Raw genomic sequence first — 17861 nt, 5'->3', positions numbered from 1 at the left:
GCTCGTTCACACTGCCTGGAGCGCGGAGTCGAGGTACAACTCCGCAGGCATCGGGCGTGCGAGGCGCCAGGTGATGGCGATCGGCCGGTCCCCCGTGTGACTCACGTACTCGGCCGGGCCCAGGTAGGTGTACGGCGCTGTCCCGGTGTCGCACGTTCGCTGCTGCCGGACGAAGAGCAGGACGGTGCTCTCACCGTTCAGGTATCGCCGTCCGGTCGGCGACGCGACCGACGTGGTGGACTGCGATTCCCAGTGAAGAAGCGACGGGCTGATCGGATAGTCCCGGTACAGCGTGCTCGGCGAATAATCGGCCTCGGACTTCTTCAAAGTGACGAAGAACGCGTCGATCGTTCGTCCGCGCACCTCGACTTTCAGGACGCCTTCGCGAAAGTCCGCAGGCGGCCGCTCCTGGCTGGCATACCCCAGAACAGCCAAGATTTCCTCGCGCTGATAGCTGGCATGCAGCGCGAGGGGTAACCCCAGCGGATCGTCGGCGGTGGGTCTCCTGGACCGCCCGAAGCTGAGGTCCACGACGGCGCTGATGTCCTCGCGGAGAAAGTGCAGTTCGGGCAACACGCGGATTCCCGCCGCCCGATCGGGGACATGCCGGCCGCCGTCGGGATAGAGCGAGAAGAACAGCATGTCGGAGAAGGCCTCGTCCCCGGGCTGCGGCTGTCCTAGCAGCAGCCGCCGATAGGCGTCCGCTCGCCGGCGATCGTCGACGTGGGAGAACGCCCGGACGCGGCGGAGAAGCTTCTCCTCCCGATCGTCGAGCGAACCTCGCAGGACGTCCGCGTCCAGTCGCAGCCGGGTCCAGGAGCGCTTGAGAACCTGCCCCAGGTCCGCCCCGCTGTCGGCCAGGAATCGGCTCAGATCCTGCGTGGGGTGGGCTCGCAGTTCGTTCACCAGTTGCTGCCAGCGCATCCGCACGAAGCGCTGCGCGTTCTTCAGCGCCGCCTCACGGGTGACCTGGTCCAGCACGATCTGAGAGCCGGACGGAAGGTGCGGGAAGCCGCGCTCGATCTGGTGGCGCACCCCCGTTCTGGTCGCCCCGGTCAGCGCCCGGTAGCGGAGGTCGAGGCGGAAATCGGCCCGATTCTGGCCGACGAAGTCCAAGACGGTGAGGACGTCCTTGTCGCGAGTCAGGCGCAGACCACGCCCCAATTGCTGGAGGAACAAGCTCGGCGATTCGGTGGGTCTGAGGAAGAGAAGCGTGTCGACCTCGGGTATATCGATCCCCTCGTTGAAGAGATCTGCGGCGAACAAGACCGCGAGCCGGCCTGCGCGCAGGTCGCTGATCGCGGCCGATCGGTCGGCCGAGCTCGTCGTGGCACTGACCGCAGCGGCAGGAATCCCGACACCACGAAAGACCTCCGCCATGTACCGCGCGTGCTCGACGCTGACGCAGAATCCGAGGGCCCGCATGCTCAGGGGATCGAGGATCTTGTCCCGCACCTGTTCGACCACCAGCGCAGCGCGCGCGGTATTTCCGGTGTACAGCCGGCTCAGTTCGGCCTCGTCGTATCGCCCGCGCTGCCAGCGGACCCGGGTCAGGTCGGTGTTGTCGGCGATGCCGAAATAGTGGAAGGGACTCAGCAGACCAGCGTCGATGGCGTCCCACACGCGCAACTCCGCGGCGGTGCGTCCGCCGAAGAAGGTCCGCACATCGGCGCCGTCCCCGCGCTCCGGGGTCGCGGTGAGCCCCAGCAACTCGCGCGGCCGCAGATGGTCGAGCAGCGCTCGATAAGAGTGCGCCTCGGCGTGATGAAACTCGTCGACGACGACCACGTCGAAGGCGTCCGCCGGGATGCTGGTCACCCCGTGGGAGCTGAGCGACTGGATGCTGGCGAAGACGTGCCGCCAGCGTTCCGGGCGCGTCCCTTCGAAGTAGGCCTCGCCGAAGTCACCGTCCCGCAGAACCTCGCGGTAGGTACGCAGCGACTGTTCGAGAATCTCCCGGCGGTGCGCGACGAACAGCAGCGAGGGCCGATCGTCGCTGCACAACGATTCATAATCGAGGGCCGCCATCACGGTCTTTCCGGTTCCGGTGGCCGCGACGATCAGGTTGCGGTGCCGATCGTGAACGGCACGCTCGGCCGCCACGGCGTCCAGGATCGCCCGCTGGTACGGGAACGGCCGAACCTGCAGGCCCGAGACCACAGTGGACGCCTGCGGCCCCCGCGCACCGCGGGCCTGAGCGAGAGCGTCGTCGAGTCGATCGCGGTCGGAGTCCGGGGAGTACGCCTCGAACTGGTCCGAGTTCCAGTAGCTCTCGAACGTGCCCTGAAACTTGTCGAGGAGGGCCGGGCCGGCGACCCGGGAGAGGCGGACGTTCCACTCGATACCGTCCAGCAACGCGGCGCGGGTCAGGTTGGACGAGCCCACATAACCGGTATCGAAGCCCGTGGACCTCCCGAACAGCCACGCCTTGGCGTGCAGACGACTGCGTCTCGCGTCGTACTGGACGCGGATCTCCGCCCCGCAGTCGCGGGCCAGCCGGTCGAGGGCCGCCCGCTCGGTGCCGCCCAGGTAGGTCGTGGTGATCACCCGGAACCGCGCCCCGCGTTCGCGCAGGCCTCGGAGTTGGTCCTCGAGGATCCGTAATCCGGGCCACATCACGAAGGCCATCAGCAGGTCGACGCGGTCGGCGGTGCCGATCTCGGCCCGCAGCTCCGCACCGACCGACGGGTCTCCCTGCGCGTTGGTGAGCAGCGCCGACTCGCTGAGCGGGATGACTGGCCGATGACGCAGCCCTGCCCACGACCGCTGCCCCGGGCCCTCGGGCCGGGTGAGCGCCAGCAACTGCTGCTGGGCGACCGGCGACTCGTCCTCGGACTGCAGGAACTCGAGCAGTTCTGCCGCGAGAAGCAGTCGGTCACCGCTGTCGCGCCGCCCCGTGAACGCGCGCCGCAGCGTGGGGATCAGGTGTCGGACGAGGACGTCCGGCAGATCGGCGTCGTCGATGCCTCCGAACTCGCTCGCCAGGTTGTGACGCTGCAGTCGCTCGGCCAGCGCCCGCGACAAGACGCTCTCGTAGAGCCCCTCTGGCAGGCGTTCTTCCTCCGACACGTGCACACGTTCTCATATCGGGGGTCGGGAGGCGTCCGAAAACAGCCCCGCGCGTCCACCGGGGCCCGGCACCCCTAGGTTGGGGGACGCGATCGTCCCGCGTCCGAAGGAGCCCCCGTGAACGCCGTCGTGTTGGCCGTCTTGATCATGCTCGTGCTCTCGTTCGCGAGGGTGCACGTCGTGATCTCACTGATCATCGGCGCACTCGTCGGCGGGCTCGTCGCCGGCATGGGCCTGCAGCCCACGATGCAGTCGTTTACCGCGGGCATCGCGAACGGGGCGAGCATCGCCCTGTCGTACGCGCTGCTGGGCGCATTCGCCGTCGCCATCGCCCATTCGGGCCTGCCGCAGGCGTTCGCGCGGGCAGTGGTGTCGCGGGCCCAGGACAAGCGCGGACGCGGCGGCTGGCTCAAGTGGGCCCTGCTCGGCATCGTGCTGGTCGCGGCGATCATGAGCCAGAACCTGGTCCCGATCCACATCGCGTTCATCCCGCTGCTGATCCCGCCGCTGCTGATCGCGTTCAACCGGTTCGGCGTCGACCGCCGCCTCATCGCGTGCATCCTGACGTTCGGCCTGGTCACGACCTACATGTACCTGCCGTACGGGTTCGGCAACGTGTTCCTCAACGAGATCCTCCTGAAGAACATCAACACCGCCGGGCTCGACACCGCGGGGCTGAACATCATGCACGCGATGGGCATCCCGGCGCTCGGCATGGTCGCGGGCCTGCTCATCGCGATCTTCGTGAGCTACCGGCGTCCGCGCGAGTACGCGGACCTGCCGGTCGCCGGGGAGGACGCCTCCGACGCGGCGACGCCCGTCTCCGCCTACAAGATCGTCGTGGCGCTGGCCGCGATCGTGCTCGCGCTCGTCATCCAGATCTGGGCCGACTCGCTGCTGCTCGGCGCGCTCGTCGGCTTCTCGATCTTCGTCGCGGGGCGCGTGGTCCGCTGGCGCGAGTCGGACGCCGTCTTCAACCGCGGCATCCAGATGATGGCCATGATCGGCTTCATCATGATCGCCGCCCAGGGCTTCGCGCAGGTCATGAAGGACACCGGTCAGGTCGACTCCCTCGTCACCTCCAGCGCCGCCCTGTTCGCCGGCAGCAAGCCGATCGGGGCGTTCGTCATGCTGCTCGTCGGCCTGCTGGTGACGATGGGCATCGGCAGCTCGTTCTCGACACTGCCCATCATCACCACGATCTACGTGCCGCTGTGCCTGTCGCTTGGCTTCAGCCCGCTGGCGACCGTCTCCATCATCGGCACCGCCGGGGCGCTGGGGGACGCCGGGTCGCCGGCGTCCGATTCGACGCTCGGCCCGACGTCGGGCCTCAACGCCGACGGGCAGCACGACCACATTCGCGACACGGTGATCCCGACGTTCCTGCACTACAACATCCCGCTGCTCGCGGCCGGGTGGGTCGCGGCGCTGGTGCTGTGATGGGATCCGCCGAGCGGGACGCCGGAGCGCGGGTGCTCGTCGTGGACGCCGCGAACGTCGTCGGCTCCGTGCCCGACGGCTGGTGGCGCGACCGGGCCGGCGCGGCCCGGCGGCTCCACGACCACCTGCTGTCCGCTCCCCTGCCCTACGACCGGATCGTGCTCGTCGTCGAGGGGCGGGCGCGCGACGGCGTCCCGGAGGGGGTGCTGCCCTGCGAGGATGTCGGCACGCTGACCACCGTGCACGCGGCGGCGTCCGGGGACGACGAGATCGTCGTCCAGTGCCGCGCGCTCGCCGGCGAGGGCGCCTCCCTCACGCTGGCGACCGCCGACCACGGGCTCATCGCACGCGTGGAGCCGCTGGGCGTCCGGATCGTCGGGCCGCGGAGCGTCCGGGAGAGCTGAGCGGCGGCGTCCGAGAACGCGGGCAGGCGAACGCGGGCAGGCGCGTCGCCCGGGGGCCCTCACCGCCAACGCTGCTTGGATCGTTGTGGTTTGCTCACCAGGTGTGGGCAAACCACAGCGAACCCGGGCTCACTTGCGTTCGCGCAGAAACTCCGGGACGTCCGCCTTGGTCGGATAGTTGCGGATCGTCGGGGGCGTCCCGGCGAAGAACTCCTCCAGCGCGCGCAGGGCGACCGCGTCGTGCTGGTCGAGGCCGTTCCAAATCGAGTGGCCCACGCCGGTCACGTAGGCGACGCGGTCGATCGCCGGGTAGTCGTCGATGAGGGCCGTCTGGTAGCCGCGTCCGACGTAGCTGCACTCGCCCAGCATCACCATCGCGGGCACGCGCGACCCGGCCAGCGCGGCCTTGAGGGACCGCTTCTCGGTCGCCCCCTGCTGGTTGATCGCGAAGTTCGCCTTGAGGTTGAGCCCGATGGGCAAGGCGTTCACGTCGACGCGGTCGGCGTCGGCGGCGCAGTAGCTTCGGTAGCGCTGCTCGCGCATGTCGGCGCCGCCGAACGCGTTGGCGGCCTCGTCCTGCCCGAGGAACTGGTTCCCGCGCGGCAGCAGCAGACCCAGCAACACGCGGGGTTGCGCCAGCGCGGACGCCGCCCGATCCGCCGCCGGCACCGAGCCGTACGGCTTCGCGCCACCGTAGAGGTTCTGCTCCGGGACGCGGTCGAGCACCGAGAAGTCGTAGGCCCCCGGCTCGACAAACACCGCCTTGGCGATGCGCGCGCGGATCGTAGGATCGGCCAGCCCCGACGCGAGGATCATCGCCCCGTACGACTGGCTGATCACGGACACCTTCGGCGCGCCGATCTCGTCGAGCACGGCCTTGAAGTCGGCGACGTTGCGCTCGTGGGAGTAGGCGGTCTCGGGGAGGAGGTCGCTGTCGCCGCCGCCGGCCTGGTCGTAGACCCAGACGTCGTACCCGTCGGACGCCAGCCGCGCGAGGAAACGCCGGTTGTACTCACCCGCGTACCCGCCGGGTCCCCCGTGGACGAACACGATCGGCTCGGCGCGCTCCGGCGCCCCCGGCCTCGGCTCGACGTGCCAGTACGCCAGCCGGCTGCCAGTAGGCAGGCTCCAGAACCGGCGCTCCGCCACGGACGAGGGCGCCTGGAACTGCCGCTGCTGCGATGCGACCGGGACGCACAGCCAGACGGTGAGCAGCGAGAGGGCGGCAGGCACGGCGAGCACGATCTTCCCCGGCAGGCGCACCGGTGGACGAAGCGTGAACGCCCACCACACCAGCGCGGACGCCGCGACCGTCGCCATGGCGGCGGGCCAGCCACCGCCGAGCCCGTTCGTCGCGATCAGCAGGATCAAGAAGCCGAACAGCGCCACGCACACCAATCCCACGAACTTGGCCGCCATCATGAGGACGTGCCGCATCGTTCCTCCTCCGTGCGCACGAGGGCGCACCGTCGTCCGGTGTCGCGGGGCGGCCGTCCGGCTGTCGTCGGCGCGGTGGCCCCAGCTCACTCCATCCTGACTCGCGAGGGCGGGCGTCCCCAGCACCCCAGGGCGACGATCGGGCAGCCGAAGGTCGGGGGTCGGCGTCCTGGGGACTCTCGGGGCGTCCGGACGCCGGGTGTCCGGCGTCCTGGGGACGGAGCGCGCGTCACCCGGGCGGGAGGCGTCCGGTCGCGCGGACGACCGCGCGGCTCAGCCGCGCGCGAGCCAGAGCGCGAGACCGAAGCCGGCGATCCCGATCGCCCAGCGCAAAACGCGCTCGGGGATGAGCCGCTGAATCGGCGGCCCGGCGTACCCGCCCGCGACGCAGCCGACGCCGAGCGCGAGGGCGGCGAGCCAGTCGACGGGCCCGAACGCGATGAAGAACAGGGCCGCCGCCAGGTTGCTGACGGCCAGCAGCATGGACTTCACGAACACGGACTTCTCGAACGTCATCTGCGACGCCAGCGCGGTGACGGCCAGGTAGATCACGCCGGCGCCCGCCCCGAAGTATCCGCCGTAGATGCACACGCAGTACAGCAGCGCGAGATAGACCCGCTGCGGGACGCGGTGGCCCCCCTGGAGGCGCTTGATCCGGGGGCTGAGAAGCAGTAACGCGGACGCGAATGCGACCAGCCAGGGCACGATGTGCTCGAAGCTCGACTCCCCGGTCGTGATCAGCAGGACGCCTCCCGTCAGCCCGCCGAGCGCCGCGACGACCACCTGGGTGAGCATGGGGCGGGGGTTGACCTTGAGGTCGTCCATGAGGAAGATGCGCGCTCCCGTGACCGTCGAGCCGGCGCCCGCGCCGACGAGTCCGAGGGTGTTGGTGATGTTCGCCGAGACCGGCGGGAGTCCCGCGAGCAGCAGCGCCGGATAGCTCACCAAGGACGCCAGCCCCGTCAAATACCCGACCAACCCCGCGGCCGCGCCCGCGAGGATGAGCAGGAGGAACGTGGTCACGGTCACCTCGCCACGTTATCGCGCGCGGAGGGGCGTCGGATTGCGTGCACGTTCCGTCGCCTCTGGGAGGGTGCTGCCGCCCACCCCGTGTGCGTTTCTATGCTGCATTCTCCACACTGGGATGTGGAGAACGTCACACGCCCCGTGTGCGTTTCTATGCTGCATTCTCCACACTGGGATGTGGAGAATGTCACACGCGCTCCCGGGACGCCGTCGGCAGGTTCGACCAGCCCGACCGGACGCCTCGCGCTCCCGGCCACTCGGCCGGGTGGGCCGGCGACGCCGAGCAGTCGATTCGCCACCACTCGATGTGGGTCTCCTCGCCGATGCACGCTCAGCCTCCACGGGAAACCCGAATCGAGTGGGGGCATTTCGACCGGCCCCTCTCCCCCATGGAGCGCACGCCGCGCGTCAGGATTGCACCGGAGGCCCGAGGGCGTCCTGCACCCCCTCAGCCCGGCACAAGCAACCCGGACGCCCGCGGCGTCCCACTCGCGACGCCCGCGGCGTCCCACTCGGAGACCTCAGCCGGGCTGAACGCGGCGCGGCCGCGTCACCCCTCCGGCGGAATCGAGAAGCGGTCGGCCAGCGCCGGAAAGTAGTCGGCCTCGAAATCAATCGCGGCGACGTCGTCGCCACGCAGGGCGGCGACCAGGCGATCCACGTAGTACTCCCACCCGGCGCCGACCGCGCCGAGCATGTCCGCGGGCACATCGAGGTGGGTGAGCGACAGGGTCGTTCGCGCGGACGCCTCCTCGAGGTCGATGTTCACCAGCCAGTGACCCATCGTGGATTCGGCGGTCACGTGCAGAGTCGTCGGGGGGACGCACGTCCGGATATGCATCGGCTCTGGCTTCTCGGCGCCCTCGGCGAGCATGAGGAAGTCCACAACGCCCTGCCCGGGGTCGCCCGACCACGTCCCGATCCACTGTTCGAGCTTGTCAGGGGTGGTGATCCAGCCCCAGACGTCGTCGATCGTCGCCTCGATCTGGCGGGAGACCACGATCGCGAGGACGCCGTCGCGCCGCTCTGCGTACCCGGTGGGCTGCGATGTCATGGCCGGATCGTAGCGAGCATCCGGGATTCCCGGGAGGACGGACGCCGCGCGGGCGTCCTCTCGACGCCTCAGGGACGGCAGCAACGAAGGCGTCCAGGGCGTCAATGAGCCTGCACCACTCTTGACGAAGGCGCGTATACGTAGTCAATATACGTAGGTGCCCAACAAGACCATCTACGTGGCCGACGCCGACCTCCCTCTGTTCGAGAGGGCGGCATCGATAGCGGGCGGCCTGTCGCCGGCGGTCACGGCCGCCATCAAGCTCTACGTTCGCCGGGAAGGGAAAACACACATGCCCGCCACTCAGATCATCGAGCTGGACGTCACCGAGAATGGCCTGACCCGTCGCCAGCGTTTCCGGGGTCGAACCCTCATCAGCATCACGCAGCGACACGACCTGCGCGTCGTGCGGTACTCCGTGTACGTCACCGCGAAGGAGCAGTTCGCTGTCTATCGGCGTGACGAGCCGGACTGGTCCCGCATGGCGCCGGACAACACGGCGACCTGGAGCGACCCGCGCACGTGGGACGACGACTTCTACGACGAGGATCGCACCCTTCAGGTGTTCCCCGACATCGCCGCGATGCGGACCGCCCTGCCGGACGATGTCGTCGACGCGATCGCCGAGGCCCAGGCCCGGCCGGCGGTGGAAGACCTGGACATCTGAGATCCCGGTAGACGTCAATCCCGCGGGCCGGGGCGTCCTTCGCGATCAACGTCAGCGGCTGCGTCGCTGCGGGTCGCCATCGACGCGCACACGAGCCCGCCCGGGACGTGTGCGACAAAGTCCACACCTGGGTGTGGACTTCGTCAGGGAGAAAAGTTCCCGGGGCGTGTGACAACCTCCACACCCCAGTGTGGATTCTGTCAGGTAGAAACGCCCCTCAGGACAAGAGCCCCCGAATATCCTCCGCGGACAGCGGGGCCGCCACATCGGACGCCGCCCCGACGACTTGGTCGAAGAGGTCCCTCTTGCGCTGCTGGAGGGCGACGACTTTCTCCTCGATGGTGTCCGTCGAGACGAGCCGGTAGACGTTGACCGGCTTGTCCTGGCCGATGCGGTGGGTGCGGTCGATGGCCTGGGTCTCGGCGGCGGGGTTCCACCACGGGTCGAGGATGAACACGTAGTCGGCCTCGGTCAGCGTCAGCCCGAACCCGCCGGCCTTCAGCGAGATCAGGAACGCGGGGGCGTCCCCGTGCTTGAACGCGTCAATGCGCGCCGCCCGGTCGCGGGTGCGCCCGTCGAGGTATTCGTAGCCGATGTGCTCGGCGTCCAACCGCTTCTTCACGAGCGCCAGGAATCCGGTGAACTGGCTGAACACGAGCGCCCGGTGCCCCTCGTCGATGAGCCCGCGCATGAGCTCGACCAGCACGTCGAGCTTGGCCGCGTGCGCCGGATGCTCGGGGTCGACCAGCACCGGCGCGAGGCTGAGCTGCCGCAGCAGGGTCAGCGAGCGCAGGATCGTGATCCGGTTGCGCCCGAGCTCCCCCACCAGCCCGAGCACCTTCTGCCGCTCGCGCGCCAGCTGCCGGTCGTAGATGCGCCGGTGGGCGGGCGTCAACTCCACCGGGACGACCTGCTCCTGCTTCGGCGGCAACTCGGACGCCACGGCCGCCTTCGTCCGCCGCAGGATGAGCGGCCGGATGCGCGTGTGCAGCCGCCCCAGCACCTCCGACTCGCCCGCCTCGATCGGCTTGCGGTACACCTCGGTGAACGCCTTCGGGTCGGGAAACAGGCCGGGCGCGGCGATCGACAGCAGCGACCACAGATCCATGAGGTTGTTCTCCAGCGGCGTTCCCGTCAGCGCGATCTTCAGCCGCGACCGCAGCCGACGCACCGCGTGGTAGGCCTTCGACGCATAGTTCTTCACGAACTGCGCCTCGTCGAGCAGGACGACCGACCACTCCTGCGCCTGGTAGTCCTCGGCTTCGAGCCGCAGCAGCGTGTACGAGGTGAGCACGAGGTCGGCCCCCTCGGCCACCTCGGCCAGCGGGACGCCGCGACGCTTCTGCGTCTCGGTGATCGTCGCCACGCGCAGACCCGGCGTGAACCGCGCCGCCTCGGACGCCCACGTGCCCAGCACCGACGTCGGCGCGACGACGAGCGCCGGGGCGGACGCCTCCCCCGACTCCCGCGTCGCCGCCACGAGCGCGAGCGCCTGCAGCGTCTTGCCGAGGCCCATCTCGTCGGCCAGGATTCCGCCGAGCCGACTGCGCCACAGGAACGACAGCCACCGGTAGCCGACCATCTGGTACGGGCGCAGGTCGGCGCGCAGGCCGGCCGGCGGTGCGGCGTCCAGAAGCTCGTCGAGGTCGAGCAGCCCCCCGACCGCCTCCTGCCACGCGGCCGACTGCTCGGCGACCACGCCGAGCCGGACGAGGTCGTCCCAGAGGCCCGCGTGCTCCGGACGCAGCCGGAACCCGTCCCCGTCCCGGTCGACCAGGACGCGGGCCTCCTCGATCAGCGCGCGCAGCTGTTCCAGCTCGGGGTGGTCGAGGGAGAACCAGGTGCCCGAGTCGAGCAGCAGGTGGTCGTCGCCCAGCGAGAGCGCGGTGAACAGCGGCCCGAACGGGACCTTCTCGCCGCCGATGGTCACCTCGACGCCGAGGTTGAACCAGTCGCCCGCATCGGAGTCGGTGACCGACAGGTTCACCGTCGGGGCCTCGTCGGCCTCGCGGAAGTCGGGCGGCTCGCGGTTCAGCACGACCTCCACGTCGTCGCGATCGCGGAGGTCCGGCAGCGTCCGCGACACGAACTCGATCAGGGGCAGCCCGGTCAGAAAGGTGGGCCGCAGTTCGACGCCGCCGCCGGGGGCGTCCATGCGCCACGGGCCCTCGGGCACCGACTCGGCCAGCGCCTCCTCGGCCGGTGGGTTGCGCAGCGGCGGCTCGGACGCCTCGGGCGTCAGACCCAGGTCGTGCGTCTGTTCGCCGACGCGGTAGCGGAACCCCCAGTGCACCGACGCCGTCTTGTCGCCGAACTCGACCCGGCACAGCAGCGCGGGCGCGGACGCCTCGGGCAGGACGACCTCGGGCGCGACGACCACGTCAAGGTGGGTGCGCAGCTGCGGCAGGAAGCCGCTGGCGAACAGCCCCAGGTCGGACGCCGGCACCCGCACCCGCTGGTCCGCGTAGAAGAGCGGCTGCTCGGCCTCGGTGAGCGAACGGCTGAGCGGGGCGAGCACGAGGCGTCCGCGGGGGACGCCGTAGGCGAGCGACCCCGTGAGCGCCGGGTCGGGGGCCTCGCGGTAGGCGAGGCCGTGCGCGGGACGCCCGATCAGCGCGCCCGCCGGCACCGGCAGCTCCTGTTCGCCGAGCCGCAGCGTCGGCCGCAGCACGACGCCGCCGGGCTCTCCGGGGGAGGCCTCGTCGGCGTCCAGATCGAGGCCCGGCACGACCGGATCGCCGAGGAGCCGGGGCGCGTCGGCGCGACGATCGGCGTCCACGAACTCCACACCGGCGTTGCGGGCGGCGCGCAGCAGCTGCCAGACGTCCGGACGCAACTCCGACATCGGCAGCGCGTCGGCCCGGTAGCCGTACGGGAAGTCGCTGCGGCGGCGCGACGCGGCGATGGCGAGCAGCGCGTCCCGATGCGCGCCGGCGAGGGCGTTGCCGCGGAACCGCAGATCGTCCCACGTCGCCCCCGACTTCACCCACACCTCGCGGTTGCCCCGCTTCAGCGGACGCAGGCTGAGATGCGACCCCTCCCCCTCGAACTGGAGGGCGAGCCGGGCACCGCCGCCGCCGACCGGGGTGCGCCGCATCAGCGGGTTGAGCGTGCGCTGCCACGACGGCGTCTCGGCGCGCCGGCTCGCGTCGCGCATGTGGACGATGAGGGCGACGGCGTGCTTGCAGTTCGTGCGCACCGGGCACGTGCACGACGTCACCAGGGACGCCGGCCCCCGCTGGCAGATCAGCAGCGTCTCGTACGACGACCGGCCGCTGCCCTGGACCGCACCCAGCACGTGGGTGCCCGACGTCACCTGGACGCGGCCCACCCGCGACTGCTGCGCGTACGCCTGCCCTCGCGCCACGGTGTCGGCGCCGAACCGGCGCTCCAACTCCGCGTCGGTGAACGCCAGCACCCAGTCGGGGTAATTCCTCATCGCTTGGCGATGCTACCTGCCGCCTCCGAGAAGCGGCGGCGTCCCGCGCTCAGGACGCCGGCGTGCGGGCCAGTTGTTCGTCCATGAGGGCGCGGGCGGCCAGGCTCACCGCGGCGAACCGCTCGGGGAACTCGCCGCGCTCGACGTACCCGGCGAAGGCGGCGATCTCGTGGTGCATGTTCGACCAGTCCGGGCGATCGGGCTCGTCGAGCAGCACGTCGACGTCGCCACCGCGCTCGTGGAACGTGACGACGCCGGGCTGCGAGATGGAGTCGATCGTCAGGGTGCCGGCCTCGCCGACGATCACGCTCGGCCCGATGCCGGAGGTGATCTTCGAGTAGTCGCACGTGGCGACGAACCCGTCGTAGGCGAGCAGGATCGTGCCGGACGCCTCGAAGCCGTTGGGGAGCCAGACGCTCGCCCCGGCGGAGCGCGCGGGCGCGCCGAAGAGGTCGAGCGCGGGCTGCAGCGTGTAGACGCCGATGTCGGCCAGTGACGAGTTGCCGAGCGACGGGTCGAACGCGTTGAGGTGCTCGCCCGATTTCACGCGGTCGTAGCGCGACGAGTACTGCAGCTTCTCGAAGCGCGCCGACCGCAGGGCGCCCAGCCGCGGCAGGTTCGCCCGGATGAGGTCGTAGGCCGGGTCGTGCACCGGACGCACCGCCTCCTGCACGACGAGCCCCTGGTCACGGGCGGTTTCGACGATGCGGGTGGCCTCGTCGAGGCTCGTGCCGAGCGTCTTTTCGCACAGGACGTGCTTGCCCGCGGCGAACGCGGCCAGCGACTGCTCGAGGTGAGCACCGTTCGGGCTGGCGACGTAGACGGCGTCCACGCCGGGGAGCGCCAGGAGGGCGTCCAACGAGTCGACCGCGTGCGCGATGCCGCGGCGTCCGGCGAAGTCATCGCCCGTGGACTGCGTCCGCGAGTACACCGCGACCGGCTCGCAGCCGGCGCGACGGCAGGCGTCCACGAACCAATCGCTGATGAAGTTGGTGCCGATGATCCCGAATCCGAGCATGGGGGCAACTTACCGAGCCCGCGGCGCTCTGTCCGGGCGGGGGGCGAGAGGGCCTGTCACAGGGTCACCACTCGATGCGTCCGGGGGGCTGATTGCCGGTCCGGGGAGGATCGAGTGGCGAATGTGTGACAGCACACCCCGGGCGTCCTCGCTGCCGGCAGGAGCACCCCCTGCCGGCCGACGGCCCACCGCAAAACTGTCGGAGCGGCGTGACAGGGTGGACTCGTGACCGACGAACAGCGCCCCTTCTGGCTCGACGAGCCCCCGCCCGACCCCGAGGACGTTCCGCCCGAGCCGGGCGAGAGCTTCTGGGACGCCGCGCCAAGCCCCCCTCGCGGGCGCTCGGGTGAGCGCGGGGGCGGGCGACAGCGGTCGACGGAGGACGCCGCCGGCGGGCGTCCCCCGTCGGGCGGCCGCGACCCGGGCAGCGCGAGGGCGCCGCGGGCGTCCGGGCGCTCGGCCGCCGCCCAGCGCACGGCCGAGGGGCTGCGGGAGGAGGCGCTGGGCGTCCTGCGCGACCTGACGGGGCGTCCGGAGGCCGCGTTCCACCCGGGGCAGTACGAGGCGATCGAGGCGCTCGTCGCCGAGCATCGGCGGGCGCTGGTCGTACAGCGCACCGGCTGGGGCAAGTCGGCGGTGTACTTCATCGCGGCCCTGCTGCAGAGGCGGGCGGGGGCGGGTCCGGCGCTCATCGTGTCGCCGCTGCTCGCGCTGATGCGCGACCAGGTGGCGGCGGCCGAGCGGGCGGGCGTCCGGGCGGCGGCGATCAACTCCGCGAACGTGACCGAGTGGCGCGAGATCGAGGGGCGGCTCGACGCCGACGAGGTCGACGTGCTGTTCGTGTCGCCAGAACGCCTGGTGAACCCGCGGTTCCGGGCCGAACAGCTCCCCCGGCTCGTCGACTCGTGCGGGCTCTTGGTGATCGACGAGGCGCACTGCATCAGCGACTGGGGCCACGACTTCCGGCCCGACTACCGGCGCATCCGCGACCTGATCGCCGAACTGCCGGGGGGCGTCCCCGTGCTGGCGACGACCGCGACGGCCAACGCGCGCGTGGTCGCCGACGTCGAGGAGCAGATGGCCGCCGGCGGCCACGAGGTGTTCACGCTGCGCGGGGGGCTGGCGCGCGACTCGCTGCGGCTCGGCGTGCTCGACGTCGGGCTGCCCGCGCGCCGGCTCGCCTGGCTCGCGCAGCACCTCGACGACCTCCCCGGCAGCGGCATCGTCTACTGCCTGACGGTCGCGAACGCCGACGACACGGCCGCGCTGCTCGCGAAGGCGGGGCACCGCGTCCTGCCGTACACGGGCCGCACGGACGCCGCCGAGCGCCTGGCGGCCGAGGAGGCGCTGAAGGCGAACGAGGTGAAGGCCCTCGTCGCGACCTCGGCCCTCGGCATGGGCTTCGACAAGCCCGACTTGAGGTTCGTCGTGCACCTGGGCGCCCCGAGCTCACCGGTCGCCTACTACCAGCAGGTGGGCCGCGCGGGTCGCGCGACGCCGAGCGCCGACGTGCTGCTGCTGCCGGGGGTGGAGGATCAGTCGATCTGGCACTACTTCGCCACCAACGCCATGCCCACGCAGAACAAGGCGGACGCGGTGCTCGCCGCGCTGGCCGAGTCCGGCCGGCCGCTGTCGATCGCGGCCCTCGAGGCGCGGGTCGACATCAAGCGCAGCCCGCTGGAGTTGCTGTTGAAGGTGCTGGCCGTCGACGGGACGGTCGAGAGCGTGCAGGGCGGCTGGGTCGCCACCGGTGAGCCGTGGCTCTACGACGCCGAACGGTACGAGCGCATCGCCGCGGCGCGCGTCGCCGAGCAGAACTCGATGCTCGACTACGAGCAGCTCACCGCCGAGTCGGCGGGCGGTGGCTGCCGCATGGCCTACCTGACGGCCGCCCTCGACGATCCGCACGCCGCCCCGTGCGGCCGCTGCGACGTGTGCGCCGGGCCGTGGTACCCGACGGAGATCGCGGTCGAGGGGGTGCAGGAGGCGCAGTCGTCCCTGGCGAAGGTGGGCGTCCCGATGGCGCCGCGGGCGCAGTGGCCGACGGGGCTCGACACGGTGGGCGTCCGGGCGGCGGGCAAGCCGCTGAAGGGCAAGATCGGGCCCGACGAGCAGGTCGCCGAGGGGCGCGTCATCGCCCGGCTGTCCGACCTGGGGTGGGGCGGGCGGCTCCGGGAGGTGTTCGCGGCCGACCGGGAGGGGCGTCCGGTCGACACCGAGGTGCCGGGCGATCTGGCGAAGGCGGTCGTCCGGGTGCTGGCGGGCTGGGGTTGGGCCGAGCGTCCGGCGGCGGTCGCGTGGGTGCCCAGCCTGGGGCGTCCGCGGCTGGTGGAGTCGCTGGCGTCCGGCATCGCGACCGCCGGACGCCTCGAGCTGCTCGGCCCCCTGCACCTCGCCCCGGGCGCCGAACCGCTGCGCGGCTCGACCAACAGCGCGTATCGGGTCCGCGACGTGTGGGGCCGGTTCTCCGTGCCGCCCGACCTGGCGGCGCGGCTGGCCGCGCTGAACGGCCCGGTGCTCCTGGTGGACGACCTCGTCGATTCGCGCTGGACCATGACGGTCGCCGGACGCCTCCTGCGTCTGGCCGGCGCGAAGGAGGTGCTGCCACTGGCGTTGGCGTCGGTGGGGTGAGCAGCCTCAGCCCCGCACCGGCAGCACCGCCTCGATCATCCATGAGTCCCCGTCGCCGTCGACGCTCACCGAGCCGCCCAGCAGGCGGGCGTGCTCCTGCAGGCCGAGAATCCCGCGGCCGGAGGCGTCCCCGAGCGGCGAGGGGCGGGCCGTACCCGCGGCTACCGGCCAAGTCGGTAGCGCGCTGACGGCCGTGGCGCGCACGTCGCGGCCGCGCTGCAGGACGATCGAGCACGGCGTCCGGGAGGGGGCGTGCTTGCCGATGTTGGTGGCGGCCTCGATGAGGAAGCGGCTGACGAAGGTCCGCGGCAGGGCGGGCAGGGCGTCCACGTCGCCGGTGACGTCCAGGCGGGTGGGGTGGCCCCACGATTCGAGGTCGTCCCGCACGCGCGCCGCGATCGCGCTGGGCGGCCCGAGGTCGGGGGTGAGGGAGGTGGCCGGGGCATCGAGGAGGTCCTCCTCGCGCAGCAGCCCCACCAAGAGGCGGAGTTGTTCGACGGCGGCGATCGCGTCGGTTCGCATGGTGGCCATGGCGTCCTGCAGCTCGCCGACGTCGTCGGAGTCGCTCCACGCCTCCGCCTGCAGCGCCACGCTCGACAAGCTGTGGCCGATCAGGTCGTGCAGTTGCCGCGAGAGCGCGGCCCGCTCGTCACGACGCAGGGTCTGCAGGTCGCACTCCAGCCGGGCCAGCGCCGTCTCGTGCCGCCGCTGCCGCCCGCGGACGGCTCGGAGCCACGCGCCGAGGAGGCAGCCACCGAGGCCGACGAGGAAGAGCGGCACGACCCGCTGCCACGGCCCGTCGGGGGCGAGCGACACGACCAGCGCCACCGGTCCGGCCGCCGCCAACGCCAGGATCGGAACGGCCCAACGCCACCGGAGCGCCGCGACCGTGGCGGCCAGCGCGGGCAGCACGGCGAGGCCGTACAGCGTGAGGTCGCGCACGAGCAGGCTCGCACCGAGACACACCAGCAGGCTGACCGCCGACGCACCCGCCGACCAGGCGGACGCCGCAATCGCACCGGTCGCCGCCAGGATCGCGACCACGACGAAGGCGTCGGTGACGGGATCGCCAGTGGCGGCTCCGCCCAACACCCACCGGAACTCGGCGACCAGCAGCCAGGCCGCCAGCAGGCCGGTGACGACGCGGGTCGCCCACAGCCACCCTCGTTCGCGCGTCGGGTTCACCAGGGACGCCCCCAGTCCAGCAGTCCGCGGCGCGCCGCGGCGACGACCAGGGCGGTCCGGTTCGACACCTGCAGCTTGCCTTGCAGAGTGCCGAGGTACTGCTTCACCGTGCTCTCCTCGATGCACAAGGGCGGCGGCGATCTGCCGGTTCGTCAGGCCGGTGGCGAGCTGCGCGAGAACGTCCTGTTCGCGCGGCGTCAGCGCGACCGCAACCTCCGCGCGGGGCTCGGGTCGCTCGGCCAGCCGCCGCACCACGGCCGGTGACAGCGGGAGGTCGTCCCGGGCGGCACCCTCGACGGCCCGGGCCAGTTGCTCGGCGGTCGACGTCTTCAGCAGGTAGCCCACCGCCCCCGCGCGCAGCGCCCGGGTGATGCTGGCGAGATCGTCGAACGCCGTGAGCATGACGGCCCGGTGGGGGACGCGACGGTCCCGCAGCGCCTCCAGCACCGCCACCCCGTCCATCTCGGGCATGTGGAGGTCAAGCAGCGTCA

Annotated in this window: 11 protein-coding genes; 4 read left to right on the top strand and 7 right to left on the bottom strand. The window is 71.4% G+C overall.

Annotation, left to right across the window (positions count from 1 at the left end; all coding sequences use genetic code 11):
* Positions 1 to 6: 6 nt before the first annotated feature.
* Entirely contained in the window at positions 7 to 3075 is a 3069-nt protein-coding gene (locus WMJ97_RS06690) for a DUF3427 domain-containing protein (protein WP_347348203.1), read from the bottom strand.
* Between the two features lie 111 nt (positions 3076 to 3186).
* Here WMJ97_RS06690 and WMJ97_RS06685 point away from each other — a divergent pair, with 111 nt between their 5' ends.
* Positions 3187 to 4509 (top strand): Na+/H+ antiporter family protein, encoded by a 1323-nt coding sequence (locus WMJ97_RS06685; RefSeq protein WP_347348202.1) that lies wholly within the window; start codon positions 3187 to 3189, stop codon positions 4507 to 4509.
* The gene (locus WMJ97_RS06680; protein WP_347348220.1) at positions 4509 to 4913 is read left to right on the top strand and encodes a hypothetical protein; all 405 of its coding nucleotides are present in this window, start codon (positions 4509 to 4511) and stop codon (positions 4911 to 4913) included. The genes WMJ97_RS06685 and WMJ97_RS06680 overlap by 1 nt, the downstream gene beginning before the upstream one ends.
* A gap of 129 nt (positions 4914 to 5042) precedes the next feature.
* Here the strand turns inward: WMJ97_RS06680 and WMJ97_RS06675 are convergent, their stop codons facing one another.
* From WMJ97_RS06675 to WMJ97_RS06665, 3 genes are all read right to left on the bottom strand, one after another.
* Positions 5043 to 6350, bottom strand: a complete 1308-nt coding sequence (locus WMJ97_RS06675) for an alpha/beta hydrolase (RefSeq protein ID WP_347348201.1) — start codon at positions 6348 to 6350, stop codon at positions 5043 to 5045.
* Between the two features lie 273 nt (positions 6351 to 6623).
* The gene (locus WMJ97_RS06670; RefSeq protein ID WP_347348200.1) at positions 6624 to 7379 is read right to left on the bottom strand and encodes a sulfite exporter TauE/SafE family protein; all 756 of its coding nucleotides are present in this window, start codon (positions 7377 to 7379) and stop codon (positions 6624 to 6626) included.
* A 547-nt stretch (positions 7380 to 7926) separates the two neighbouring features.
* Entirely contained in the window at positions 7927 to 8430 is a 504-nt protein-coding gene (locus WMJ97_RS06665) for an SRPBCC domain-containing protein (RefSeq protein WP_347348199.1), read from the bottom strand.
* A gap of 157 nt (positions 8431 to 8587) precedes the next feature.
* Here WMJ97_RS06665 and WMJ97_RS06660 point away from each other — a divergent pair, with 157 nt between their 5' ends.
* Positions 8588 to 9097 carry an EXLDI protein gene (locus WMJ97_RS06660; protein ID WP_347348198.1) on the top strand — a complete coding sequence of 170 codons (510 nt, stop codon included), beginning with the start codon at positions 8588 to 8590 and terminating at the stop codon, positions 9095 to 9097.
* 217 nt (positions 9098 to 9314) lie between these two features.
* Here WMJ97_RS06660 and WMJ97_RS06655 read toward each other — a convergent pair whose 3' ends face one another.
* Both WMJ97_RS06655 and WMJ97_RS06650 read right to left on the bottom strand, forming a co-directional pair.
* Positions 9315 to 12536: a DEAD/DEAH box helicase gene (locus WMJ97_RS06655; protein ID WP_347348197.1), complete on the bottom strand. Its 3222-nt coding sequence runs from the start codon at positions 12534 to 12536 to the stop codon at positions 9315 to 9317.
* A 49-nt stretch (positions 12537 to 12585) separates the two neighbouring features.
* Positions 12586 to 13554 carry a Gfo/Idh/MocA family oxidoreductase gene (locus WMJ97_RS06650; RefSeq protein WP_347348196.1) on the bottom strand — a complete coding sequence of 323 codons (969 nt, stop codon included), beginning with the start codon at positions 13552 to 13554 and terminating at the stop codon, positions 12586 to 12588.
* Between the two features lie 486 nt (positions 13555 to 14040).
* Between WMJ97_RS06650 and WMJ97_RS06645 the strand changes: the two genes are divergently transcribed.
* Entirely contained in the window at positions 14041 to 16185 is a 2145-nt protein-coding gene (locus tag WMJ97_RS06645; protein WP_347348219.1) for a RecQ family ATP-dependent DNA helicase, read from the top strand.
* Positions 16186 to 16191: 6 nt separating this feature from the next.
* On the opposite strand, the gene WMJ97_RS06640 is transcribed toward WMJ97_RS06645, so the two are convergent.
* Positions 16192 to 17861 (bottom strand): response regulator (locus WMJ97_RS06640; RefSeq protein WP_347348195.1); only part of this gene is annotated, 1670 nt, incomplete at its 5' end.

It is taken from the genome of Nigerium sp. (assembly GCF_039811905.1).
Taxonomy (GTDB): Bacteria; Actinomycetota; Actinomycetes; order Propionibacteriales; family Propionibacteriaceae; genus Propioniciclava.
The sequence above is the reverse complement of the archived record's forward strand: the minus strand, read 5'-3'. Positions and strand labels throughout refer to the sequence as shown.